This is a genomic window from Ruegeria sp. AL7, from assembly GCF_056536105.1.
Genome location: NZ_JBQFJF010000001.1, coordinates 2,475,261 through 2,496,931 on the forward strand (window position 1 = coordinate 2,475,261; position 21,671 = coordinate 2,496,931).

Genomic DNA, 21,671 nt, shown 5'->3' on the forward strand with positions numbered 1-21,671 from the left:
AAGGACAGCCCGCCGAGGACTGATGAACAACGCCGCTAGTGCGCCTCAGCCCAGTTTGCACCCTTCCCGGCATCCACGACCAGCTTCACATCCAGTTTGACCGCAGGATCCGAAGCGCCCTCCATCACGTCTCGGGCCACGTCGATCACCTGATCCACTGCATCTTCGGCCACTTCGAACAGCAACTCGTCGTGAACCTGCAACAGCATCCTGGCAGGCAACCCGTTGATCGCATCGGGCATTCGCACCATCGCGCGCCGGATCACATCCGCCGCCGTACCTTGAATTGGCGCATTGATCGCTGCGCGGCGCGAGAACCCGGCATGTGGCCCTTTGGCATTGATCTCGGGCGTGTGAATCTTGCGCCCGAACAGGGTTTGCACATAGCCGTGCTCTTTCGCGAATTCGACTGTGTCGTCCATATAACGGCGAATGCCTGGGAAACGTTCGAAATAACGATCAATAAAGCCCTGCGCCTCGGCCCGCGGAATGCGCAGGTTTCGGGCCAGACCAAAGCCCGAGATGCCGTAGATCACACCGAAATTGATTGCCTTTGCCTGACGGCGGATATCAGGCGTCATCTCATCCAACGGCACATCAAACATCTCGGACGCGGTCATGGCGTGAATATCCAAACCGTCCGAAAATGCCTGTTTCAGAGCCGAAATATCGGCGATATGGGCCAGAATCCGCAACTCGATCTGGCTGTAGTCGAGGCTTACCAACACATTGCCCGGCTCGGCGATGAAAGCCTCACGAATACGCCGCCCTTCTTCTGTCCGCACCGGAATGTTTTGCAGGTTCGGATCGGTCGAGGCCAGACGCCCTGTATTTGCTCCGGTGATCGAATAAGACGTATGCACCCGACCTGTGTCGGGGTTGATATGGGTCTGCAGCGCGTCGGTGTAGGTCGATTTCAGCTTGCTCAGCTGCCGCCAGTCCAGAACACGGCGCGGCAGTTCATGCTCGGTTGCGAGGTCTTCCAGAATATCAGCGCCGGTCGAGTATTTGCCGGTCTTGCCTTTCTTGCCACCTTCCAGACCCATTTTGTCGAACAGGATTTCGCCCAGCTGAGCAGGCGACCCGACATTAAAGCTTCCTCCGGCCAGCTCGTGAATTTCAGCCTCTAACCCGGCCATTTTCTGGGCAAATGCGTTGGACATCCGGCTCAGGACATCACGGTCGACCTTGATGCCATGCATCTCCATCTCGGCCAGCACCGGCACAAGCGGCCGTTCCAGCGTCTCATAGACCGTGGTCACCTGCGCCCGGTGCAATTGCGGCTTGAACAGCTGCCACAAACGCAAGGTGATGTCCGCATCTTCGGCGGCATAAGCCGTGGCCTCGTCAATTGCGACCTTGTCGAAGGTAATTGCCGATTTTCCCGACCCCAGCAGCGGTTTGATCGGGATTGGTGTGTGGCCCAGATAACGCTCGGACAGGGTGTCCATCCCATGCCCATGCTCACCGCCATGCATGGCGTAGGACATCAGCATCGTATCGTCGATGGGTGCCACGTCGATGCCATACCGCCTGAAGATCTTGGCATCATATTTCATGTTCTGCCCGATCTTGAGGACCGACAGGTCCTCGAGCATCGGTTTCAAAAGCCTAAGGGCTTCATCCAATTGCATCTGCCCCTCGGCCAAAGCATCCGAGCCAAACAGATCATCCGCTGATCCATCGCGGTGGGTCAACGGGATGTAACAGGCTTCTCCGGCCTCGACACACAGCGAAATTCCCACCAGACCGGCAATCATCTCGTTCAGGCCCGTGGTCTCTGTGTCTACAGCAACCCAACCACGCTCATAGGCCTGGTCAATCCACTTTTGCAGGGCCGCTGCATCACGCACGCATTCGTATTTCGAGCTGTCAAACGGGATCACCTCGGCCTCGACCTCTGCCACCGCTGGCGCAGGGGCGTCGGCAATCACCGGAGCCTCAACCCCCAGCTTGTCAGCGATACGCTTGGTGAGGGTGCGGAACTCCATCTCAGCCAAAAACGCCAACAGCGTGTCCGCATCGGGGTCCTTCACCTCAAGGTCGTCCAAGGTGAAATCCAGCGGAGTATTCTCGTCCAGTTGAACCAGTTTCTTCGAAAGCTCGATCTGGTCTCGCATTTCGATCAGGGTCTGGCGGCGTTTAGGCTGCTTGATCTCATCTGCCCGGTCCAGCAGGGTCTCCAGATCGCCGAATTCGTTGATCAGCAAAGCCGCCGTCTTGACCCCGATTCCCGGCGCCCCCGGAACATTGTCGACGCTGTCACCGGCCAACGCCTGAACATCGACCACACGTTCCGGTCCGACCCCGAACTTCTCGACCACGCCATCCCGGTCAATGCGTTTGTTCTTCATCGCATCCAGCATTTCGACGCCGTCCCCGACCAGCTGCATCAAGTCCTTGTCGGAACTCACGATGGTCACACGGCCACCTGCATCCCGCGCCTGAACGGCGAGCGTCGCAATGATGTCGTCAGCCTCATAACCCTCCATCTCCTTGCAGGCGATGTTGAACGCTTTTGTCGCCTCGCGGGTCAGCGGCATCTGTGGGCGCAAATCCTCGGGCATCGCCTCGCGGTTGGCCTTGTAGAGGTCATAAAGATTGTTCCGGAAAGTATGGGAACCCTTATCAAAGATCACCGCCACATGGGTCGGCGCATCTGCCCCGGTGTTTCCCTCGACATATTTCTGCAGCATGTTGCAAAAGCCCGAAACAGCCCCAATCGGCAACCCATCCGACTTGCGGGTCAGTGGCGGCAGCGCATGATAGGCCCGGAAAATAAAGGCCGATCCGTCGATCAGATGCAGGTGACACCCTTTTCCGAAATTCGTGGTCATTACGCGCCCTCTCTGATCGTTTGCGAAAACACTAATGCCACGGGTGCAACGATAGAGCCACCCGCACCGCAGCCGCAAACTTCATCTTTTCATAAATACTCAATGCCCACACAGGGCAACACAGGCTCAGGCGTCAGTCTGATGCCCGGCCAGAACATATTTGCAGTCGCAATAGGGGCATTCGACCCAGCCTGCGTCTTCTGGAATTTGCAGCCACACGCGCGGATGGCCCAACGCACCTTCGCCGCCATCACAGGCAACACGGGCGGTTTCGACGATCTTGGTTTCCGGCGCTTCGATGGTCACGGCTGGCGATCCTTCTTCGGTTGTCGGCCACGCGGGCATGTATTAGGTGCGTTTATGAGCGATGATCAAACCGGGGGCAAGTGCCACATGTGCGACGCGGCAATCAGGATCGAAGGGCTGCGCAAAACCTATCGCGGTGGCAAGGGTCAGCCCGAAAAGCATGCGCTGAAAGGCATTGACCTGACCGTCCCGCGCGGCTCGGTTTTTGGTCTGCTGGGTCCGAACGGTGCCGGAAAATCGACCCTGATCAATATCCTGGCTGGTCTGGTGGTGAAATCGGCGGGTCGCGTGGCGATCTGGGGCTTCGATCAGGATCAGAGTCCACGCCAGTCGCGATCGGCCATCGGTGTAATGCCACAAGAGCTCAACCTCGACCCGTTTTTCACCCCGCGCGGCGCGCTTGAGGTTCAGGCCGGTCTCTATGGCGTTCCGAAATCCCAACGGCGCAGTGATCAGATTCTGGAATTGGTCGGTCTCAGCGACAAGGCCGAGGCCTATGCCCGCACTCTTTCGGGCGGTATGCGGCGGCGGTTGCTGCTGGCCAAGGCACTGGTGCATCACCCGAAAATCCTTGTGCTTGATGAACCCACAGCGGGTGTGGATATCGAACTGCGCCAGATGCTCTGGGCCAATGTGCGCAAGCTGAACGAACAGGGCATGACCATCATCCTGACCACCCACTACCTGGAAGAAGCGCAGGAGATGTGCGACGAGATCGCCATTATCAACCACGGTGAAAAGGTCGCGCAGGACAGCACCGCCAACCTGCTGGGCCGCATGGACAGCCGCACCATGGTGATTGTGCCCGACAGCCCGATCACTGATCTGCCTGCGTCAGAAGGCGTCGAGGCAGCTCTCCGCGATGATGGCAGCCTTGTCCTGCAATACCGAAACATCCAGACCAGCGCCGAACAGGTTCTGGAATCGGTGCGCGCCGCGAATATCCGCATCCGCGACGTCCGCACCGAAGAGGCCGATCTTGAGGATGTATTCCTTGCCCTGACCTCGTCCCGTACCGAAGATCATCCGGCGGATGATCAGGATCAGCCACGCCGGGGCATCCACCGCGTCAAGCTTTAAGCCCGGTCTATTCGCGCCTGATAGCAGTTATTCCGCGCAGATCGCACGTGAATATAGGCAACGTCGGATCGGGAAAAGATATCCCTGACTTTTGCGCCGATCTGATCCGTCGGCGTGATCGCCCCGGTGCCATAGACGATCCTGTCATCCGTACCGTAGCCCTTGATCAGATAGTCGGGCGAGGTGGTCAGAATTTCGGGCAGCGCGTCTTCTTCGTACCGATCACATGGTGTTGCGCACAGAAAGATCGGGCCGGTTTCTGCATAGGGATGTGTCTTTGAAAAAGGTCGATGTGCCAATATCAGCATCTCATCGCCCTCGGGGATATGTCGCAGGCAGTGGCGGCACGGGTTACCTGCACCCGTCGAAACAGCACGTTCCGGCGTTGAACCATATGCATCCGCGCCACCTTCCTGAAGGGCGCGTACATCGTTGGTGGGCAAAGCGGTGATTTTGAACATCTCGGATCTCCTTTTTTGCTGACCATGCCCGTGCGGCCGGACCCAATCGACCCGTTTCCTGCGCAAAGGACTCGAAAAAGAACAAAACGTGAATATAATGTGGAATCGCCATGTATGCCGAGCTGTCGATCACGTCGAATTTTACCTTCCTCACCGGGGCGTCGCACCCCGAGGAGTATATGGAGCGTGCCGTCACCCTGGGCCTACCCGCCATTGCGATTGCCGATGACAACTCGGTCGCCGGGATCGTCCGCGCCCATACTCAGGCGCGCGAGATCGCCCGCAAGGTCCGCGAACGGCTGGCGTGGGAGGCACAGAATACCTCAATCGGTCCACCCTGCCCCGATCACATCCCCAGGCCGCCCTCCTATCCCATCCACGCGGTTCCCCGCCTGATCCCGGCGGCGCGGCTGATCTTCACCGATGCGCCCACGGTCACCGCTCTGCCCCTGAACCGGCAGGGCTGGGCCAACCTGTGTCGCATCCTCTCCAAAGGCCGCCTGCGCGCCGAGAAAGGCGACTGCATCCTGCACCTGTCTGACCTGCTCGAATTTTCCGATGGCCTCCACCTGCTGCTGTGGCCACAGGCGGCGGGCTCTCCGGGCGGCACGGGCGCGTGGCGGACACAGGCGCAGCAGCTGACGCGCCGCTTTGCCGGGCGGATGCATCTGTTGATGCACCCCCGGTATGATGGCGCCGATAGCGCATTTTTCTCTTTATTAGAGACTGAAGCAAAACAGCTTGGCATCCTAACGCTCGCCAGCGCGACACCGATGATGCACCACGGCACCCGCCGCAAACTGGGCGATGTGCTGACTGCCATCCGCCTGCGTCGCAAAGTGGATGCATTGGGTCGGGACGCTTTGGCCAATGGTGAACAGCGCCTGCGCTCCGAGGCCGAGATGCTACGCATCTTCAAAGGTCATGAGGGGGCCGTTGCCCGCGCTTATGCGCTCAGCGAACAACTCACGTTCTCGCTGGACGAGCTGCGTTATGAATACCCCAACGAGGGCAGCACACAAGAAACCCCGACCCAGCGCCTGCACCGTCTGGCGCATGAGGGGTTGAAATGGCGTTATCCCGCCGGGGCGCCCGAAAAGGCGAAAAAAATGCTGGCGCATGAGCTGACGCTGATCGGCAAGCTGAAATACGAACCCTACTTCCTGACCGTCCGCGATATCGTCCATTTCGCCCGTTCGCGCAGCATCCTCTGCCAGGGGCGCGGATCGGCTGCCAACTCGGTCGTTTGCTTTTGCCTCGGCATCACCGAGGTCAGCCCCGAGATGGGCACCATGGTGTTTGAACGCTTCGTCTCCGAGGCGCGCGATGAACCGCCAGACATAGACGTCGATTTCGAACATGAACGCCGCGAAGAGGTGATCCAGCACATCTATGACCGCTATGGCCGCGAACGCGCGGGCCTCTGTGCCACGGTGGTCCATTACCGCGGCAAACGCGCCATCCGCGAGGTTGGACGCGCCATGGGTCTGACCGAAGATACGATCTCGGCGCTTTCCTCACAGCTTTGGGGCTTTTTCTCGGCCTCGGGGCTTGAGGCGCAACGGATGCGCGAAATTGGTCTCGACCCCGAAGATCGGCGCCTGAAACAGACTCTAATGCTGGTTTATGAGATCGACGGCTTTCCCCGCCACCTCTCGCAGCATGTGGGAGGATTCATCATCACCGAGGGTCGGCTGGATGAGCTTGTCCCCATCGAAAACGCCACGATGGAGGGCCGCACGGTCATCTGCTGGGACAAGGACGATATCGACAGTCTTGGCATCCTCAAGGTCGATGTCCTCAGCCTCGGGATGCTCACCTGCATCCGCAAGGCGTTTGACCTGATCGGCCAGCACCACCAGACCAGCTATACCCTCGCCACCCTGCCACCCGAGGATCCGGCAGTCTATGACATGCTCTGCAAGGCGGACAGCATCGGCGTGTTTCAGGTGGAATCACGTGCACAGATGAACTTCCTGCCGCGGATGCGGCCGCGTAATTTCTATGATCTGGTGATCGAGGTTGCTATCATCCGCCCCGGCCCCATTCAGGGCGACATGGTCCACCCCTATATCCGCCGCCGGAACGGAGAGGAGGAGGTCAGCTTCCCCTCGGACGCGCTGGGCGAGGTGCTGGGCAAAACGCTGGGCGTGCCGTTGTTTCAGGAACAGGCGATGCAGATCGCCATTGTCGGCGCGGGCTTCACCCCGGAACAGGCCGATCGGCTGCGCCGCTCGCTGGCGACCTTCAAGAAACATGGCAATGTCAGCGAGTTCCGCGCGCTCTTTTTGCGCGGGATGAAGCGCAACGGGTATGAACAGGATTTCGCGGAACGTTGCTTTTCCCAGATCGAAGGCTTCGGCTCGTACGGTTTCCCCGAAAGCCACGCGGCCAGTTTTGCGCTGCTGGTCTATGCCTCGGCCTGGATCAAATGCCACCATCCGGGCATCTTCGCCTGCGCCCTGCTGAATTCGCAGCCGATGGGGTTCTACGCGCCGGCCCAGATTGTGCGGGATGCGCGCGAGCATGGGGTGCAGGTGCGCCCGGTCTGCATCAATGCCAGCTTTTGGGACAATGTGATGGAGCCTGATGGCCATGGCGGGCTGGCGCTGCGGCTGGGCTTTCGCCAGATCAAGGGCCTGAGCGAGGAAGACGCCAGCTGGCTGACCGCCGCGCGCGGCAACGGCTACACCCAGGTCGACGATGTCTGGCGCCGCGCAGGCCTTGGACCATCGGTGATCGAACGGCTGGCCGAGGCTGATGCCTTCGCCGCCTGCGACCTGACCCGGCGCGAGGCGCTGTGGCAGGCCAAGGCAATTGCCACAGCCAAGCCTCTGCCCCTGTTTTCGCAAGATCTGGAGGGCGAGGCGCTGGACGAACCCGAGGCTTATCTGCCGCAAATGACGCTGGGCGAACAGGTGGTCGAAGATTACGTCGCCACCCGCCTCAGCCTGCGGGCGCACCCGGTGGCCCTGCTGCGGCATCTGCTGACGCCGGATGGGCGCGACAAAACCACCTCTGTTCCGTAACCCCGGAACACCCTATCTGCCGAAAACAGAGTCGAAATTCAGGCCGTCATGACCAGACCCATCCTTCCCCCGCGCTTTCCCGCGACGCCCGAGCAAATCAACGCGCAAGTTCGCGCCTTTTATGCCCGTGTCCGGCAAGACGCGGTTCTTGGGCCCGTATTTGCCAACCACGTCACCGACTGGCCCGCGCATGAAGACAAGATCGCCGCCTTCTGGCGCAATGCCATCCTGTATGAGCGCTGCTATGACGGCAATCCGCAACGGGTCCATATCGAACGGCCCGATGTGAAACCGAAATTCTTTGCCCATTGGCTGGATCTGTTCGAGGAGGTCGCCACCCGGACTCTGCCCGCGGAAACGGCCACCCCGTGGGTCGCCTTGGCCCGCCGCATCGGTGTCGGCATGAAGGCAGGTGTCCAATCCGCACGACAGCCCAAAGACGCGCCGCCGATCCTGCGATGATCCCGGATCATGGCGGCCATGCGATGTTAGCGATAAAATAAGGGCTATTCGCGCCCTCGGAATAGGGTTAAGCAGCACTACGGACAGCCGGGAACCCTGCCTGCGCTGCTATGATGTATCGTCACCAAACCAACATAGGCCGAGGCCGGATTGATGAGTGCTCAAAACAACGCCCTGCGGGGGCTTGGCTATGCATTTCTGGGATTTGCCGTCTTTGCCAGCCACGACGCGCTGATCAAGGTGCTGGGCGGCACCTATTCAGTGATGCAGATCATCTTTTTCGCCACGCTGTTTTCGTTCGTTCCAATGGCCGTCACGATCCTGACCGACCGCACGACGGGAAACTTTCTGCCGCATCACCCATGGCTGGTTTTGCTGCGTTCGGGCCTGATGGTTACGGCCATGTCCTGCGCGTTTTACGCGTTTTCGGTTCTGCCACTGGCCGAGGTCTATTCCCTGCTGTTTTCATTCCCGTTGATCGTCACGGTACTGTCGATCCCGATACTGGGTGAAGTGGTCCGCGTTCAGCGCTGGGCTGCGGTTGGTGTCGGCCTGATCGGCGTCCTGATCGTTCTGCGCCCCGGTGCAACGGATATCACACTGGGCCACATGGCCGCCCTGATGGCCGCCTTCTGCAGCGCCTTTGCCTCGGTCCTGGTGCGCAAGATCGGGAAGGAGGAGCGCTCGGCCGTGCTGATCCTCTATCCGATGCTGCTGGCTATCGTCGTGATGAGCCTTGCCCAACCGGCTGTATACCAGCCGCCTTCCCTGCTTCATCTGGCGATGATGGCGCTGGTTGGGGTGTTCTCGGTCATCGCGCAACACCTGATCATTCTGGCCTACCGCGCCGCACCCGCCGGTGTCGTCGCCCCCAGCCAATACAGCCAGATCATCTGGGCAACACTGTTTGGAATGATCTTCTTCGACGAGCGCCCTGACATCTGGGTCGCCGTCGGTGCCAGCATCATCATCGCGTCCGGCGTCTATGTTGTTTGGCGAGAAAGCCGGGCCAACACCACCTCGGTCAACACCCCGGTTCTGCGGGTTCGGTCGCCGCGTTCAGATACCGGGGCGTCACGGCCTGGAAAGTAGGTCCAACAAAAACGGCGCGCCGATCAGCGCGCCTTGGTTGGAAAACTGTGGATTTTCTCTTAGTAGATAACCACCGAACGGATACTTTCGCCCTTATGCATCAGGTCAAAGCCGTGGTTGATGTCGTCTAGACCCATGGTGTGGGTGATCATCGGGTCGATCTCGATTTTGCCTTCCATGTACCAGTCGACGATCTTGGGCACATCCGTGCGCCCACGCGCGCCGCCGAACGCGGTACCGCGCCATGAACGACCGGTAACCAGCTGGAATGGCCGGGTCGAGATTTCGGCCCCTGCAGGTGCCACACCGATGATGATCGACTCACCCCATCCCTTATGCGCTGCTTCAAGTGCTGCGCGCATCACGCCGACATTGCCTGTGGCGTCAAACGTATAATCCGCTCCGCCCTTGGTCAGGTTGACGAGATACGGCACCAGATCGCCTTCAACTTCAGACGGGTTCACGAAGTCTGTCATGCCAAACCTGGTGGCCATTTCCACCTTGGAGGGGTTCAGGTCGACGCCGACGATCTGGTCTGCTCCGGCCAGACGCAGGCCCTGAATGACGTTCAGGCCGATACCGCCCAGACCAAACACGATTGCGCGGCTGCCGATTTCCACCTTGGCGGTGTTGATGACCGCGCCGATACCGGTCGTGACACCACAGCCGATATAGCAGATCTTGTCGAACGGCGCGTCCTCGCGCACCTTGGCCAGGGCGATTTCAGGCAGAACTGTGTGGTTCGAGAAGGTCGAGCAGCCCATGTAGTGCAGGATCGGATCGCCATCCGAGGTCGAGAAACGAGAGGTGCCATCGGGCATCAGGCCCTTGCCCTGGGTTTCCCGGATCGCCTGACACAGGTTGGTCTTGGGGTGCAGACAGTATTCACACTCGCGACATTCCGGCGTGTAAAGCGGGATCACATGATCGCCCGGCTTCAGGCTGGTTACGCCCGGACCCACTTCGACCACCACGCCTGCGCCTTCATGGCCCAGAATGGCCGGGAACAAGCCTTCGGGGTCGGCACCCGACAGGGTGAATTCGTCGGTATGACAGATACCGGTGGCCTTGATCTCGACCAGAACCTCGCCCGCCTTGGGGCCTTCGAGGTTCACATCCATCACTTCCAAAGGTTTGCCTGCCTGAATGGCGACGGCGGCACGGGTACGCATGCTACTTATCTCCCTGTCACTTTTGCCCCGACCCTGCGTCAATTACAGGGTGTTTTCAACCGTGCTTTCATGGCAGGTTGGCTAATTAATTGATATTGCAGAAACGACATTGCCAGAATGAGGAACGCCAATGCACCGATTTTTCCCGATCCTGTTCTTTCTGGCGGCCTGTGCTGAAACCCCGCCCGCGCCCGAAGACGCTTTGCTGCCGCCGGAACCTGCCCCGGTCGATCTGGCCTTTTGTCAGGGAGAAGATTTTTCCGATACCGTTGGCCAGCCGGTTTCGAACATTCAGGCAAACCTGCCCGCACGGTCGCGCGTGCTGGGCCCGGATGGCATCGCCACACAGGATTACCGCATCGACCGGCTGAACGTGTACGTGAATGGCGACGGGATCATCCTGCGGCTGACCTGCGGATAAGGGCGGACTCGACTCAGGCATCGATTCTCACTTAAGAACAAAGTAAGAACATTGTGATGCCTGCAAATGCCCAAACGCCGAATACTTTCGCTATGGTTCCCCCGTCTGGGGGCTGAACGGCTGATCCGCGCTGCGCGGGGGTTGCATACCGGGCCTTTGGCCATCGTGGCCGAACAGTCGAACATGCAGGTTATTACCTCAGTGAATGCCGATGCGCAGGCTGTCGGGCTGCGTATCGGCCAGCCGGTGCGGGATGCTCATGCCATGTGTGCCAACCTGATCACGCGGCACCGTAACGCCCCGGCCGAAGCCGCGTTCCTGGCCGCGTTGCGTCGCTGGGCGGGAAAGTTCAGCCCATGGGTGGCCGAAGAGGCCCCGGACGGGCTGATCGTCGATCTGTCAGGTTGCGCCCATCTGTTTGGCGGAGAGGAGGCGTTGCTGAACGTTCTTGAAACCGATTGCGCGGATATGGGCCTCAGCGTACAGATTGGCATCGCCGACACGCTGGGCGCAGCCTGGGCTTTGGCGCGCTATGCGGGGCAGGCGGCCACATCCGACCGCAATGGCGACGCCATCAGTCAGGAGGCCCGTGCCACCCGCGCCCGGGCGGGTAAACGGCGGCACTGGACCAAAGGCGGCACCGCGCCGCAAGTGAGGGCCCTAGGTGGAGGCGCGCGGATCGCACCGCCGGGTCAATCTTATGGCGCACTCAGCCCCCTGCCTATCGCCGCGCTGCGATTGGAAGATCAGGTTGTCGTGCAGCTGAACCGTCTGGGCCTGCGCCGCATCGGCGATCTGCTGGGTCAACCCCGCGCCAGCCTTGCGCGGAGGTTTGGACGCGGGCTGGTTCTGCGGTTGGATCAGGCCATGGGCAGCGCGCCCGAGCCTGTTTCGCCCGCCCGCCCGCCGCACCATTTCGCGGTGCGGATGACCCTGCCCAACCCGATTGGTCTGGTTGAGGATGTCATGGCTGCGGTTGATCGGGTTCTGCCAACGCTTTGCACCAAGCTGGAAGAAAAGGGGCGCGGTGCCCGCACCCTGCGGCTGGAGGCGCACCGCGCCGATCAGGCAGCTGAGGTTATCGAGGTCGGCCTGGCCCGCCCAACTTACGATAAATACCGCATTCGCCCTTTGTTAGAGATGAAAGTTGACAAGATCGACGCAGGCTACGGCATCGACATGCTGCGGCTTGAGGCGGTTCAGACAGAACCCATCCACGCCCGTACCGTGGCCGGCCATGCCGAAGCCCGCCGTGTGGCCCGCAACCGGCTGGCGGGCAACACCGCCGTGGATGATCTGATCGGCAAGCTGGGCGCGCGGGTGGGGCTTGAGGCGATCACCCGGCGCCATCCCGCGGCCTCGCACATCCCTGAGAAAACGGCGCAAACGCTGGCGGCGGCATGGTCGGAACCTGCCCGCGACTGGCCTGCGCCGCCACGCCCCCGCCCCCTGCTGATGTGGCAGCCTGAGCCGGTGATGGCACCGGAAACCCCTGACGTGCCCAGCGCCTTTCGCTGGCGCGGGCGTAACTGGCAGCTGGCGCAGGCCACCGGCCCGGAACGGATCGCACCGGAATGGTGGCTGGATGACCCGAACTGGCGCAGCGGCGTGCGGGACTACTGGGTTGTGGTGACACAGCAGGGCGAGCGGTTGTGGCTGTTTTACGGCCATGGCGGAACCATGTCTGCAGGCTGGTTCTGTCACGGGCAGTTTGGTTAGGGTCTATTTCCCTCGGTACACCAACAGATCCGGCAGATAGTCAATCAGACGGATAAACCACGAGAATGGTGCAGGAAAATCCGTACGGAAACGGCGCCGCGACATCGCCTTGACCACACGACCCGCCGCATCCTCGGGGCTCATCAGCATGGGCATCCTGAAGCTGTTTTTCTCAGTCAGTCGGGTCTTGATGAAGCCGGGATTAATGATCCGCACGGTCACGCCGGTGCCCGCCAGATCGTGGCGCATCGTTTCCGCCAGAGAAATCAGTGCCGCCTTGCTGGCCCCATATCCGATGGCCGCTGGCAACCCGTGATAGCCCGCGAGCGACCCGATCAGCGTAATATCCCCCCGACCTGCCTTGACAAGGTCCGGAACGGTTTCACCCAACACACGCAAAGCACCCAGATAGTTCACATCACCCATCCTGAGCGACGCTTCTGTATCCCAATCCGCCGAGCGCACGGGGTCATACGCGCCGGCATTGTAAACCAGCCCATCGACCAGACCCGCCTCGGCCACAGCACCGCGAACAGAGTCTAAATCGGTGACATCGCACCGGATCGCACGGGCATTGGGAAGCTCGGAGCAGATGTCAGCCAAACGTTCGGAATTACGCGCCGACAAGATCAAATGCGCGCCCCTGTCGCTTAGCGCATTAGCCAAAGCACGACCCAAACCTTCGCTTGCGCCGATGATCCAATAGGTTTTTCCGTCAAAGCTGCTCATGCGCGGGCCGATTCAGTCATGTTTCATATTCTACGGGCCCGTGACGCAATTGGATCAAATGCGATCGCGCTTCTGACAAAACTTCCAACCGGATTGATCCAGCTGCACCTACCCCGCGTATTTCATTCTAAGAACCACATAACGAGGCTGGAATGTTCGACGAAACCCAGGGTGTACGGAAGAAAATCGCAGTTATTGGTGCAGGTATTTCAGGCCTTTCAGCCGCCTACTACCTTTCAGAAAACCACGACGTGACCCTCTATGAGGCGGAACCGCGTTTAGGTGGCCATGCCCGCACTGTCATGGCCGGGAAGAACGGCGATCAACCGGTGGATACCGGTTTCATCGTCTTCAACTACGCAACCTATCCTTTTCTGACCCGACTTTTTAATGAGCTCAATGTTCCCGTTATCGAAAGCGAAATGAGTTTTGGCGCGACAATCGACAATGGTCGTATCGAATATGGGTTGAACAATCTGCGCACCCTGACCGCGCAGAGACGCAATCTTGCGCGCCCCGCCTATTACAAGATGATTGCCGACATTCTGCGCTTTGGCAAAATGGCTCCGGAGGCTGCAAGAGATGACGACACCACGATTGGTGAGTTGGTGGATCAGCTTCGTCTGGGACACTGGTTCCGCCACAACTATCTGATGCCAATGTGTGGGGCGATCTGGTCAACTCCGGTTGAACTGGTGGATCAGTTCCCTGCACGCTCATTGGTGCAGTTCTTTCGAAATCACGCCCTTCTGGCCAGTGGCCGCGCAAATCAACACCAGTGGTACACAGTTAAAGGTGGCAGTATCGAATATGTCCGCAGGATCGATGCCGCCCTACGGGCACGAGGGGCGGCAATCCGTTTGGCCAGTCCGGTTCAGAACATTTCCCGGAGTGAGACAGGTGTTACGGTCCGCAGTCAGGGTGCGGTGGATCAGTTTGATGAGATCATCCTGGCTACCCACTCTGACCAATCGCTTGCCATTTTGGGCGGGAATGCCACCCCGGCGGAAACCGCTGCACTGGGCGCAATTCGGTTCCAACCCAACACCGCCACCCTGCATTGTGATCCTGGCCAGATGCCAAAGCGGCGTGCATGCTGGTCCAGCTGGACCTATCGATCACAGGCCGGAGACGTAGGCGTTACATATTGGATGAATCGACTACAGAACATACCGGACAACGACCCGCTTTTTGTGACGCTGAACGCCTCGACAGAGATTCCAGCGGATAAAATCTATGATCAGGTCGAATTTGCCCACCCGGTATTCGACAAAGCCGCCCTGAAAGCACAGGGGCATATTCGCGAGATACAAGGACAGAACCGAACCTGGTTCGCCGGTGCGTATAACCGGCACGGATTTCACGAAGACGGGATCGCCAGCGCGATGCATGTTGTTGAGCGGATAAATGGTGCCCCGCAAACAATCGGAGCTGAATATGCCATTCTTGGACAAAATCCGGCCATCTCTGTTGCCGCCGAATAGCGGGATGTTGCGCGCGAGCCTTCTAAGCCTTTCCTTGCTGGCCCCCACTGGGTTGATCGCGTCGCCTGTGACGGAAGAGTTGGATGGTGCACAACTTCGCGGAACTGCAACCTTCCGCTATCTCGGGTTTCCGATTTACGACGCCAAGCTTTACACACCCAAAGGTGCTTCGTTCAGTTGGAGTGAAGATTTCGGGCTTCAGCTGACATACCGTAAAAGCATCAAGAAGAATGCGCTGGTCAACTCGACGCTCGGCGAGATGAAACGCGTCGGCCACCCTGCCCCGGTCGGCGACCAACTGGACGTGTGTTTTAGGGGTGTCACCAAGGGTGACAGTTATCTGGCGGTGTCCGACGGGCCAGACAAGGTCAGTTTCTGGCTGAACGGTCGAAAGACCTGCACAATGGCATATCCGGGCATCAAACGCAGTTTCATGTCGGTTTTCCTCGGCAAAAACACACGGTCAGCGTCCTTCACCCAAATGCTTCAGGGAAAGTGATGCTTTACCCTCGGGTCAGCTTATACGCGCTGATGCTCGCTGCGGCGGGCATCCCGCTATACATTCATCTACCGCGTTTTGCGGCGGTGAATCTGGGCATTGGACTGGGGGTGATTGGCACCGTCTTGCTGATGATCCGATTGGTCGATCTGGTACAGGACCCACTGATCGGTTGGGCGATAGATAGATGGCCCGGTGGCCAGCTTGTCTTTGCGTCCATGGCAGCTCTCGGCCTTGCCATTGGATTTCCGGCGCTGTTCAGCCTGCAACAAGGCGCAGATGTACTGACATTGATTGTTCTTCTGATACTGTTGTTTTCGGCTTATAGCCTGGGGACTATCCTGCTCTACGGGCGTAGTGCGACGCTAGCAAAACGCGCAGACGCGAAGGAGTTGATGACCCTCGCCGCTTATCGGGAAGGCGGACAACTGACAGGCGTTATCATCGCGGCAAGTGCCCCTGCCCTTTTTGTTGCCGCCGGAGCCCACGCGCAAGGCTATCCCGCATTTGGTCTGTTTCTGGGTCTGCTATCGGTCGCAACCCTTTTGTTGACTGTTCCGATCTGGCGGCGGCCCCCAATCACCGGATCCGGTCTGTCTTTCGCAAGCCTGGGCAAGGCCGGGGGTTTGCGCCTTCTGGTGCTGGCTTTGATCAACAGCCTACCCGTGGCCATTACATCGACCCTGTTTCTATTTTTCGTAGAGGACCGTTTGCAACTGCCCGGCAAAGCCGGACCGTTGCTGATCCTGTTTTTCCTCAGCGCGGGCGCAAGTGTGCCGCTTTGGGCAAAGCTCAGTAACCAAATTGGCCCGAAACAGACACTGATGATTGCAATGCCGCTTTCCATCGCGGGGTTTATCGGTGCCGCCACACTGAGCGCTGGGAACCTCACCGGTTTTGCGGTGATCTGCCTCGCCTCGGGTGCCGCTCTGGGCGCGGATATGGTCGTGCTGCCCGCCATGTTTTCGGTCACATTGACCCGAGCCGGTCTTAACGCGTCCACAGCGTTTGGTATCTGGTCCTTTGCTGGCAAGCTGGGCCTGGCCCTGGCAGCCTTTTTTACCCTGCCATTGCTGGAGCGCAGTGGCTTCACCCCCGGTCAAACCAATTCCGCCCAAGCGCTTGATACACTCAATCTCGCCTACGCGGTGCTGCCCTGCATCCTGAAACTTGGGGCCTTTGGAATGGTCCTGACCCTGCCAACCGAGGTCACAAGCAAATGAATGCTTTCGCCATCATCCTGCTGGCTCTGCTGATTGCAATGTTTGTCCGCGCCCGACTGCTGAGCTTTCGTGCGCAGAGCCCGTCAGACTATGCCGGTACCGGGCCCACTTTTTCGCTGAAGAAGCATCTGAACGGTGAAATCCTGTCCGAAGGTCTGATCTATGGCCCCAATGGCAGGATGTCGAACAGCTTTGTGGCCCGCATGGTTGGTGAGTGGAATGGGAACACAGGCACACTTTCCGAGTTTTTCACGTACTCAAATGGCAAAAAGATGAACCGTAAGTGGTATCTGACGCTGGGCACCAGAAATACGTTTACGGCAACGGCAGAGGATATCGTTGGCGAAGGTCACGGCACGATATCCGGCGCAACGATCAAGCTGACCTACAGGATCATTCTGCCCAAGGACGCAGGAGGACACACGCTGGATGTTACAGACTGGATGTATTTGACAGAACAGGGCGTTATCATGAATCGCTCCGAGATGCGTAAGTTTGGCATCAAGGTTGCTGAGCTCGTTGCAACAATGCGCCCAACCCCCAAATCACATCCGATCCACGTAGGTGGCGCAAATGAGTATAGCATCACTTCAGAAAGGCGGCTGGTGCAATGATCACAGGTCGCTCTCTGATTACATGCGTTTCCGTCGCAAGCTTTGCACTTCTGGTTGCCTGCTCTGGCAAACCGAAGGTTCCGACAACCTTTCTGTCTGAACGGCAGCTGAACCTCGAGGAATTCTTCGACGGAAAGACCGTGGCTTACGGGCAGTTTCAGGATGTGTTGGGGAATGTTCCACGCAGATTTGAAGTCGATATCGACGGCACATGGGACGGGAAAACCCTGACACTGGTCGAGGATTTTATCTACGACGACGGCGCAACTGAACAGCGCATCTGGACGTTGACAAAGACTAGTGATGACACGTGGGCTGGTACTGCACCCGGTGTGCTGGGAACCGCCAGCGGGACCGAAAGGGGCGACACCTTCAACTGGAAATACAAAATTGACCTGCCTGTCAAAGATGGCACGATGCGCGTCAGTTTTGACGACTGGATGTGGCTGCTGACCGAGGACCGTCTGTTAAACCGCGCTTACGTCTCACGCTTTGGCGTACGCCTCGGCGAAGTTATCCTGATCTTTGAAAAAGGATAGATCCCGCTGTTCCCAACCAGACGTTGCCCATCAATAAAATATGAACTCGTCCACCGGCACCTGTACCAGTCGCCTTGCTGCGCCAGCCATGTTTGCACTTGGCCCATCCGGCGTTGCAGCATCCTGGCGGGCTCCGACTTCAGTTTTCAAACGGGCACGCTCAATCTCGCCCCACAAGAAAAAAAGACCGTCCCGTTTGCCGACAAGACCGGCAGGTATCGTGGTCCGCAAAACACGAGTTTTTGCCTGTGACATCTGCTCTCTTACTGCCTCCGGTGTTTTCCACCTTTTGCAGAAAACCTACCGGTTATTTCGGGAAAAGCCAATTTTTTATGGGCAGAACCCGATTTTCAACCCCCCGTTGACAGGGGTGTTCGCAGCTCTCGCTGAAGGGTGTTGTCCTGACTGGGTATTTGCAGGCACCGCCGATTGCCACACATTCTGTTTAGGGCGGGTTTCCCCGGCGTGTCGACAGTGGTTCCTTCTTTGACAACCTCTCGGCTATGGATGCCCCGGATCATGCCGCCGACTGCTCTGACACAATCTCTCCGAACCGCGTAAAGAACTTTGCCGACAACTTCTTTGCGGTTCCTGCAATCAACCGACTGCCGAGTTGCGCGATCTTGCCGCCAACATCAACTTTCGCCGTGTATTTCAGTACGGTTTCGTCTCCTTCTTCGGTCAACGACACGTCTGCGCCGCCCTTGGCAAATCCAGCCGCCCCGCCCTTGCCTTCACCCATCAGAGAGAACCCATTTGGTGCATTGGCTGTGTCCAACGTGACCTCACCTGCAAAGCGCGCTTTGACCGGGCCTATTTTCAGAACAACTTTCGCCTCAAGCTCGTTTGGTGATTTCTGCGTCAGTTCCTCACATCCCGGGATGCATTCCATCAAAATGTCGGGATCGTTAAGCGCGCGGTAAACGACGTCGCGTGGCGCTGCGATACGGATTTCATCAGTCAGTTCCATTCAGGTCTTTCCTTTGTTCAACAACATCTTGGAAATAGGCGCATTGCAGCCGTTTCTATCCTTTGAGCCAGCCACGCAGGCCACATGTGGCAAAGGTGTTCAAGCAAGCTTTTCATCATGCGGCACCTTTGCTGCCTTTTCACCGTTCCGCCACATCACAATCTCGGCCAAAATCGACAGGGCGATCTCATGCGGATCTATGGCATGTATGTCCAACCCCGCCGGGGATTTCAGGCGCGCAACTTTCAAAGGGTCCAATCTCTGGGCGATAAGCTTTGCAGTCAGCGTAGCTGCCTTGCGGCGACTGGCCACCATCGACACACGTGCCGCATCGGTTTCCAAGGCCGCCTTCAAAGCGGACGCATCGCTGCGCCCCTGCGCAGCCACCACGACAAAGTCCCGCGGCTCCACGCCCAGCGCATCGACCTGAGCCAAGGCGAACCGCACATGGTTTCCAGCAATATCAAGCCCATCCTCGACAACCGTGCGAAATCCGGCCAGCGATCCATGTGCCGCCAGAGCTTTGGCAATCGACCCCTCGCCGAAAATCACCAGCCGGGGCGCGTGTTGATAGGGCTCGACCAAAAGATCAACAGTGCCACCGGACGGGCACCCACTTTTGAACGTTTGCACACCATCGGGATCGGTCATTTTCACCACCTTTTCCGAAGGTTTGACACGGATAATCTGCGGCACCCCGGACGTCCAAGCCTGTTGCGCCGCGGCCCGGACTGCGCGCTGCACACAAGCCCCGCCAAGATGCCCCAGAATTTCACCCGCCCGGGTAATCGCCGCCTTCCCCCCAGCTTTGGCCGAAGTCGCATCCGCCGTGCGCAAAACCGTCGCCACACAAAATGCCTCTCCGGTTCCGCGCAGCTGATCGATAGTGTCAAAAATGTCGAAATTCGCCAAGGTCAGACTCCTTTCACAGCTTTTGGAACTGCGGCTCAAGCGCCGCCAATGCATCCAGTGTATTGGCCGGCAAATGCGCATCCAGATAGGGTTCAGCCGCCTGCATCGCTGCCGCAATAGGTTGATAGTCCTTCCAGCCCTTCAAGGGGTTCAGCCAGACGATCCGGCGAGCCTTGCGCCTGATACGCGCCAGCATATCCCCCAGAGCCTGCGGATCAGAACTGCAATATCCGTCCGACAGGATCAGGACGACGGTACGCCCGTTCAGTGCCCGCGCGCCGTATCCCGACAGAAATCGCTCCAGACTGCCGGAAATATCGGTACCGCCGCCGAAGCCTTCGGCCATCAGCGACAATCGCCCCGCAGCCCGGAGGGTGTCATGGTCGCGCAACGCATCTGTAACCCGCATCAATCGTGTGTGAAACAAATACGCATCCGCCTTGATCCCGCTGCCGATCAACCCTTTCAGGAAGGCCAGAAACACGCGTGAGTACGCGGTCATCGAACCACTCACGTCGCACAATGCCACAATCCGCATCGGGCGCGGTGGCCGCGCTCGGCGATACAGGTCCAGCGGCTCACCGCCACGCGCCAGACTGGCGCGCTGTATTCGGCGCATATCCAGAACAGCCCCGCGCAACGCCCGTTTCCGGCGGCGCGATCGCCTGTCCCGAAATGCCCGCGCCAAGGTCAGCGCGGCTGTTTCAGCCTGTTTTAGGGCCTCTTCATCCATCAACTCTCGCAAGTCCCGGCGTGACAGGTTGGCCGTTCGCGTGGCGATCAACTTGCCGTCCACCCCTTCGGCTTCCCCTTCACCGCAGTCAGGCGTAGTGGTCACTTGCGCCGACCCGGATCGTGGTTCGTCCTCACCCTGAGTTCTGGTCTGCCAGATCATTGGCTTGGCTGACTGCACCCGCACATGCTTGTTTTTCGCTGTTCCCGAACGCTGTACGCCAGCGTTGAACCAATAAGCATCGAACAGTTCATCAAACCGGCGCCAATCTTCCGCTTCTCCGGTCAATACCGCGCACATGGCTTGTCGGGCCTGATTGGCATCCGTTGCATCCACTTCGGACAGGGCGGCAAGCGCGTCCCCCGCGTCCAACGCCCCCATTTGCATGCCATTCATGCGTAGATGCGCTATGAAACCCGACATGCGGTCGGTAAGGCCCAAAGCCCGGGCAGGAAAGCGGGTAACCTGCATCACGCGACCTTTCCGATCAGGCGATCCATCACCTCGGGCGGTGCCACACTGTAATCTGCGGCAGTTTTCAGCAAACACACCAGCGTCGCCTGGACGTCTTCGCGGGATTTGACCAGATCATTGACACCCAACCCGGATAGGGCCGCTGCCCAATCCAGCATTTCTGCGATGCCCGGTTTCTTCTCAAGATCTTCCTGACGCAGCGCCTGTACAACCCCGATGATCTGACGCGCCAGAATCCCCTCGATTTCAGGCAGTCGCGCCCGCAGGATTGCCTGTTCGGTCTCTCTCGAAGGATAGTCAAGAAAGCTGTACAAACACCTTCTGCGCAGCGCATCCGACAAATCCCGCGTCCCGTTGGCCGTCAGAATGACGACAGGCCGCACATGTGCCTGCACAGTTCCCAACTCGGGTATGGTGATCTGAAAGTCTGACAGGATTTCCAGAAGATAGGCTTCGAATTCCTCATCCGCCCGATCTATCTCGTCAATCAACAGAACCGGCGGTTTCGCCTCCAAAATCGCCTCTAACAAAGGCCTTTTCAGTAAATATTCATCCGAAAACAGCTGCGCCTCCGCGACGCCGCCTTGCGCTTCGCTCGCCCTTATCGCCAATAGCTGTCTTTGATAATTCCATTCATAGATGGCATGACTGGCGTCCAGACCTTCGTAGCATTGCAGACGTATCAATCGTGTATCGCGCCATGCTGCCACCGCTTTGGCCACTTCGGTTTTCCCCACGCCCGCCGGCCCCTCCAGCAACAAAGGGCGCCCAAGTTGCTGCGCCAGATGCAGCGCCATGGCCAACCGATCATCGGCAACATAGCCCTGCGCGGCCAGCCCGTTCTGCACATCTTTAAAGGTCAAAACCAGGATCCTATCTTCATTTGGCCATAAATATCCCGGGGGAGGTTCGGAG

21 protein-coding genes are annotated in these 21,671 nt (G+C 58.9%); 11 read left to right on the forward strand and 10 right to left on the reverse strand.

Annotated elements, in window-relative coordinates:
• Positions 1–35: 35 nt before the first annotated feature.
• Both polA and ACR3E2_RS12490 read right to left on the reverse strand, forming a co-directional pair.
• Positions 36–2,837: a DNA polymerase I gene (gene polA / locus ACR3E2_RS12485; protein ID WP_480482665.1), complete on the reverse strand. Its 2,802-nt coding sequence runs from the start codon at positions 2,835–2,837 to the stop codon at positions 36–38.
• 126 nt (positions 2,838–2,963) lie between these two features.
• A complete protein-coding gene (locus ACR3E2_RS12490; protein ID WP_267364399.1) occupies positions 2,964–3,143 on the reverse strand; it encodes a zinc-finger domain-containing protein in 180 nt (59 codons plus the stop codon).
• Between the two features lie 87 nt (positions 3,144–3,230).
• Here ACR3E2_RS12490 and ACR3E2_RS12495 point away from each other — a divergent pair, with 87 nt between their 5' ends.
• Positions 3,231–4,223: an ABC transporter ATP-binding protein gene (locus ACR3E2_RS12495; RefSeq protein WP_480482901.1), complete on the forward strand. Its 993-nt coding sequence runs from the start codon at positions 3,231–3,233 to the stop codon at positions 4,221–4,223.
• On the opposite strand, the gene ACR3E2_RS12500 is transcribed toward ACR3E2_RS12495, so the two are convergent.
• A complete protein-coding gene (locus ACR3E2_RS12500; protein ID WP_480482663.1) occupies positions 4,220–4,684 on the reverse strand; it encodes a DUF1203 domain-containing protein in 465 nt (154 codons plus the stop codon). The two genes, ACR3E2_RS12495 and ACR3E2_RS12500, sit on opposite strands and share 4 nt — an antisense overlap.
• Positions 4,685–4,794: 110 nt before the next feature.
• Here ACR3E2_RS12500 and ACR3E2_RS12505 point away from each other — a divergent pair, with 110 nt between their 5' ends.
• The 3 genes from ACR3E2_RS12505 (at position 4,795) to ACR3E2_RS12515 (ending at position 9,267) form a co-directional block, all read left to right on the forward strand.
• Entirely contained in the window at positions 4,795–7,713 is a 2,919-nt protein-coding gene (locus ACR3E2_RS12505; RefSeq protein ID WP_480482661.1) for an error-prone DNA polymerase, read from the forward strand.
• A gap of 48 nt (positions 7,714–7,761) precedes the next feature.
• The gene (locus ACR3E2_RS12510; RefSeq protein WP_480482659.1) at positions 7,762–8,175 is read left to right on the forward strand and encodes a group III truncated hemoglobin; all 414 of its coding nucleotides are present in this window, start codon (positions 7,762–7,764) and stop codon (positions 8,173–8,175) included.
• A gap of 153 nt (positions 8,176–8,328) precedes the next feature.
• A complete protein-coding gene (locus ACR3E2_RS12515) occupies positions 8,329–9,267 on the forward strand; it encodes a DMT family transporter (protein WP_480482657.1) in 939 nt (312 codons plus the stop codon).
• A 59-nt stretch (positions 9,268–9,326) separates the two neighbouring features.
• On the opposite strand, the gene ACR3E2_RS12520 is transcribed toward ACR3E2_RS12515, so the two are convergent.
• The gene (locus ACR3E2_RS12520) at positions 9,327–10,439 is read right to left on the reverse strand and encodes an S-(hydroxymethyl)glutathione dehydrogenase/class III alcohol dehydrogenase (protein WP_480482655.1); all 1,113 of its coding nucleotides are present in this window, start codon (positions 10,437–10,439) and stop codon (positions 9,327–9,329) included.
• A 130-nt stretch (positions 10,440–10,569) separates the two neighbouring features.
• On the opposite strand from ACR3E2_RS12520, the gene ACR3E2_RS12525 reads away from it, so the two are divergent.
• Together ACR3E2_RS12525 and ACR3E2_RS12530 are read left to right on the forward strand one after the other, a co-directional pair.
• Entirely contained in the window at positions 10,570–10,860 is a 291-nt protein-coding gene (locus ACR3E2_RS12525; RefSeq protein ID WP_267364411.1) for an I78 family peptidase inhibitor, read from the forward strand.
• Between the two features lie 66 nt (positions 10,861–10,926).
• Entirely contained in the window at positions 10,927–12,579 is a 1,653-nt protein-coding gene (locus ACR3E2_RS12530; protein ID WP_480482653.1) for a DUF6504 family protein, read from the forward strand.
• A 3-nt stretch (positions 12,580–12,582) separates the two neighbouring features.
• On the opposite strand, the gene ACR3E2_RS12535 is transcribed toward ACR3E2_RS12530, so the two are convergent.
• Entirely contained in the window at positions 12,583–13,308 is a 726-nt protein-coding gene (locus ACR3E2_RS12535) for an SDR family NAD(P)-dependent oxidoreductase (RefSeq protein WP_480482651.1), read from the reverse strand.
• A 152-nt stretch (positions 13,309–13,460) separates the two neighbouring features.
• On the opposite strand from ACR3E2_RS12535, the gene ACR3E2_RS12540 reads away from it, so the two are divergent.
• Genes ACR3E2_RS12540 through ACR3E2_RS12560 form a run of 5 tightly spaced genes read left to right on the forward strand, consistent with a single transcriptional unit; the run spans position 13,461 to position 17,667 of the window.
• A complete protein-coding gene (locus ACR3E2_RS12540) occupies positions 13,461–14,792 on the forward strand; it encodes an NAD(P)/FAD-dependent oxidoreductase (protein ID WP_480482649.1) in 1,332 nt (443 codons plus the stop codon).
• A 4-nt stretch (positions 14,793–14,796) separates the two neighbouring features.
• Complete coding sequence (locus ACR3E2_RS12545) at positions 14,797–15,291, forward strand: hypothetical protein (RefSeq protein WP_480492779.1); 495 nt, start codon at positions 14,797–14,799, stop codon at positions 15,289–15,291.
• Positions 15,291–16,514: an MFS transporter gene (locus ACR3E2_RS12550; RefSeq protein ID WP_480482645.1), complete on the forward strand. Its 1,224-nt coding sequence runs from the start codon at positions 15,291–15,293 to the stop codon at positions 16,512–16,514. The genes ACR3E2_RS12545 and ACR3E2_RS12550 overlap by 1 nt, the downstream gene beginning before the upstream one ends.
• A complete protein-coding gene (locus ACR3E2_RS12555; RefSeq protein ID WP_480482643.1) occupies positions 16,511–17,128 on the forward strand; it encodes a DUF3833 domain-containing protein in 618 nt (205 codons plus the stop codon). Before ACR3E2_RS12550 ends, ACR3E2_RS12555 begins: the two co-directional genes overlap by 4 nt.
• Positions 17,125–17,667 carry a DUF3833 domain-containing protein gene (locus tag ACR3E2_RS12560; RefSeq protein ID WP_480482641.1) on the forward strand — a complete coding sequence of 181 codons (543 nt, stop codon included), beginning with the start codon at positions 17,125–17,127 and terminating at the stop codon, positions 17,665–17,667. The genes ACR3E2_RS12555 and ACR3E2_RS12560 overlap by 4 nt, the downstream gene beginning before the upstream one ends.
• Positions 17,668–17,697: 30 nt before the next feature.
• Here the strand turns inward: ACR3E2_RS12560 and ACR3E2_RS12565 are convergent, their stop codons facing one another.
• From ACR3E2_RS12565 to ACR3E2_RS12585, 5 genes are all read right to left on the reverse strand, one after another.
• The gene (locus tag ACR3E2_RS12565; RefSeq protein WP_209505213.1) at positions 17,698–17,922 is read right to left on the reverse strand and encodes a hypothetical protein; all 225 of its coding nucleotides are present in this window, start codon (positions 17,920–17,922) and stop codon (positions 17,698–17,700) included.
• Between the two features lie 262 nt (positions 17,923–18,184).
• A complete protein-coding gene (locus ACR3E2_RS12570; protein WP_480482639.1) occupies positions 18,185–18,637 on the reverse strand; it encodes an SRPBCC family protein in 453 nt (150 codons plus the stop codon).
• 99 nt (positions 18,638–18,736) lie between these two features.
• On the reverse strand, positions 18,737–19,549 hold the full coding sequence (locus ACR3E2_RS12575; RefSeq protein WP_480482637.1) for an XdhC family protein: 813 nt from the start codon (positions 19,547–19,549) through the stop codon (positions 18,737–18,739).
• 13 nt (positions 19,550–19,562) lie between these two features.
• A complete protein-coding gene (locus ACR3E2_RS12580) occupies positions 19,563–20,753 on the reverse strand; it encodes a vWA domain-containing protein (protein WP_480482899.1) in 1,191 nt (396 codons plus the stop codon).
• Positions 20,753–21,619: an AAA family ATPase gene (locus ACR3E2_RS12585; protein ID WP_480482635.1), complete on the reverse strand. Its 867-nt coding sequence runs from the start codon at positions 21,617–21,619 to the stop codon at positions 20,753–20,755. Before ACR3E2_RS12585 ends, ACR3E2_RS12580 begins: the two co-directional genes overlap by 1 nt.
• Positions 21,620–21,671: the final 52 nt, after the last annotated feature.

Excerpts from the sequence above, each read along its gene's own strand:
- polA (WP_480482665.1), bottom strand. The coding sequence starts at position 2,837 with ATGACCACGAATTTCGGAAAAGGGTGTCACCTGCATCTGATCGACGGA.
- ACR3E2_RS12495 (WP_480482901.1), top strand. The coding sequence starts at position 3,231 with ATGTGCGACGCGGCAATCAGGATCGAAGGGCTGCGCAAAACCTATCGC.
- ACR3E2_RS12500 (WP_480482663.1), bottom strand. The coding sequence starts at position 4,684 with ATGTTCAAAATCACCGCTTTGCCCACCAACGATGTACGCGCCCTTCAG.
- ACR3E2_RS12505 (WP_480482661.1), top strand. The coding sequence starts at position 4,795 with ATGTATGCCGAGCTGTCGATCACGTCGAATTTTACCTTCCTCACCGGG.
- ACR3E2_RS12510 (WP_480482659.1), top strand. The coding sequence starts at position 7,762 with ATGACCAGACCCATCCTTCCCCCGCGCTTTCCCGCGACGCCCGAGCAA.
- ACR3E2_RS12515 (WP_480482657.1), top strand. The coding sequence starts at position 8,329 with ATGAGTGCTCAAAACAACGCCCTGCGGGGGCTTGGCTATGCATTTCTG.
- ACR3E2_RS12520 (WP_480482655.1), bottom strand. The coding sequence starts at position 10,439 with ATGCGTACCCGTGCCGCCGTCGCCATTCAGGCAGGCAAACCTTTGGAA.
- ACR3E2_RS12525 (WP_267364411.1), top strand. The coding sequence starts at position 10,570 with ATGCACCGATTTTTCCCGATCCTGTTCTTTCTGGCGGCCTGTGCTGAA.
- ACR3E2_RS12530 (WP_480482653.1), top strand. The coding sequence starts at position 10,927 with ATGCCCAAACGCCGAATACTTTCGCTATGGTTCCCCCGTCTGGGGGCT.
- ACR3E2_RS12535 (WP_480482651.1), bottom strand. The coding sequence starts at position 13,308 with ATGAGCAGCTTTGACGGAAAAACCTATTGGATCATCGGCGCAAGCGAA.
- ACR3E2_RS12540 (WP_480482649.1), top strand. The coding sequence starts at position 13,461 with ATGTTCGACGAAACCCAGGGTGTACGGAAGAAAATCGCAGTTATTGGT.
- ACR3E2_RS12545 (WP_480492779.1), top strand. The coding sequence starts at position 14,797 with ATGTTGCGCGCGAGCCTTCTAAGCCTTTCCTTGCTGGCCCCCACTGGG.
- ACR3E2_RS12550 (WP_480482645.1), top strand. The coding sequence starts at position 15,291 with ATGCTTTACCCTCGGGTCAGCTTATACGCGCTGATGCTCGCTGCGGCG.
- ACR3E2_RS12555 (WP_480482643.1), top strand. The coding sequence starts at position 16,511 with ATGAATGCTTTCGCCATCATCCTGCTGGCTCTGCTGATTGCAATGTTT.
- ACR3E2_RS12560 (WP_480482641.1), top strand. The coding sequence starts at position 17,125 with ATGATCACAGGTCGCTCTCTGATTACATGCGTTTCCGTCGCAAGCTTT.
- ACR3E2_RS12565 (WP_209505213.1), bottom strand. The coding sequence starts at position 17,922 with ATGTCACAGGCAAAAACTCGTGTTTTGCGGACCACGATACCTGCCGGT.
- ACR3E2_RS12570 (WP_480482639.1), bottom strand. The coding sequence starts at position 18,637 with ATGGAACTGACTGATGAAATCCGTATCGCAGCGCCACGCGACGTCGTT.
- ACR3E2_RS12580 (WP_480482899.1), bottom strand. The coding sequence starts at position 20,753 with ATGCAGGTTACCCGCTTTCCTGCCCGGGCTTTGGGCCTTACCGACCGC.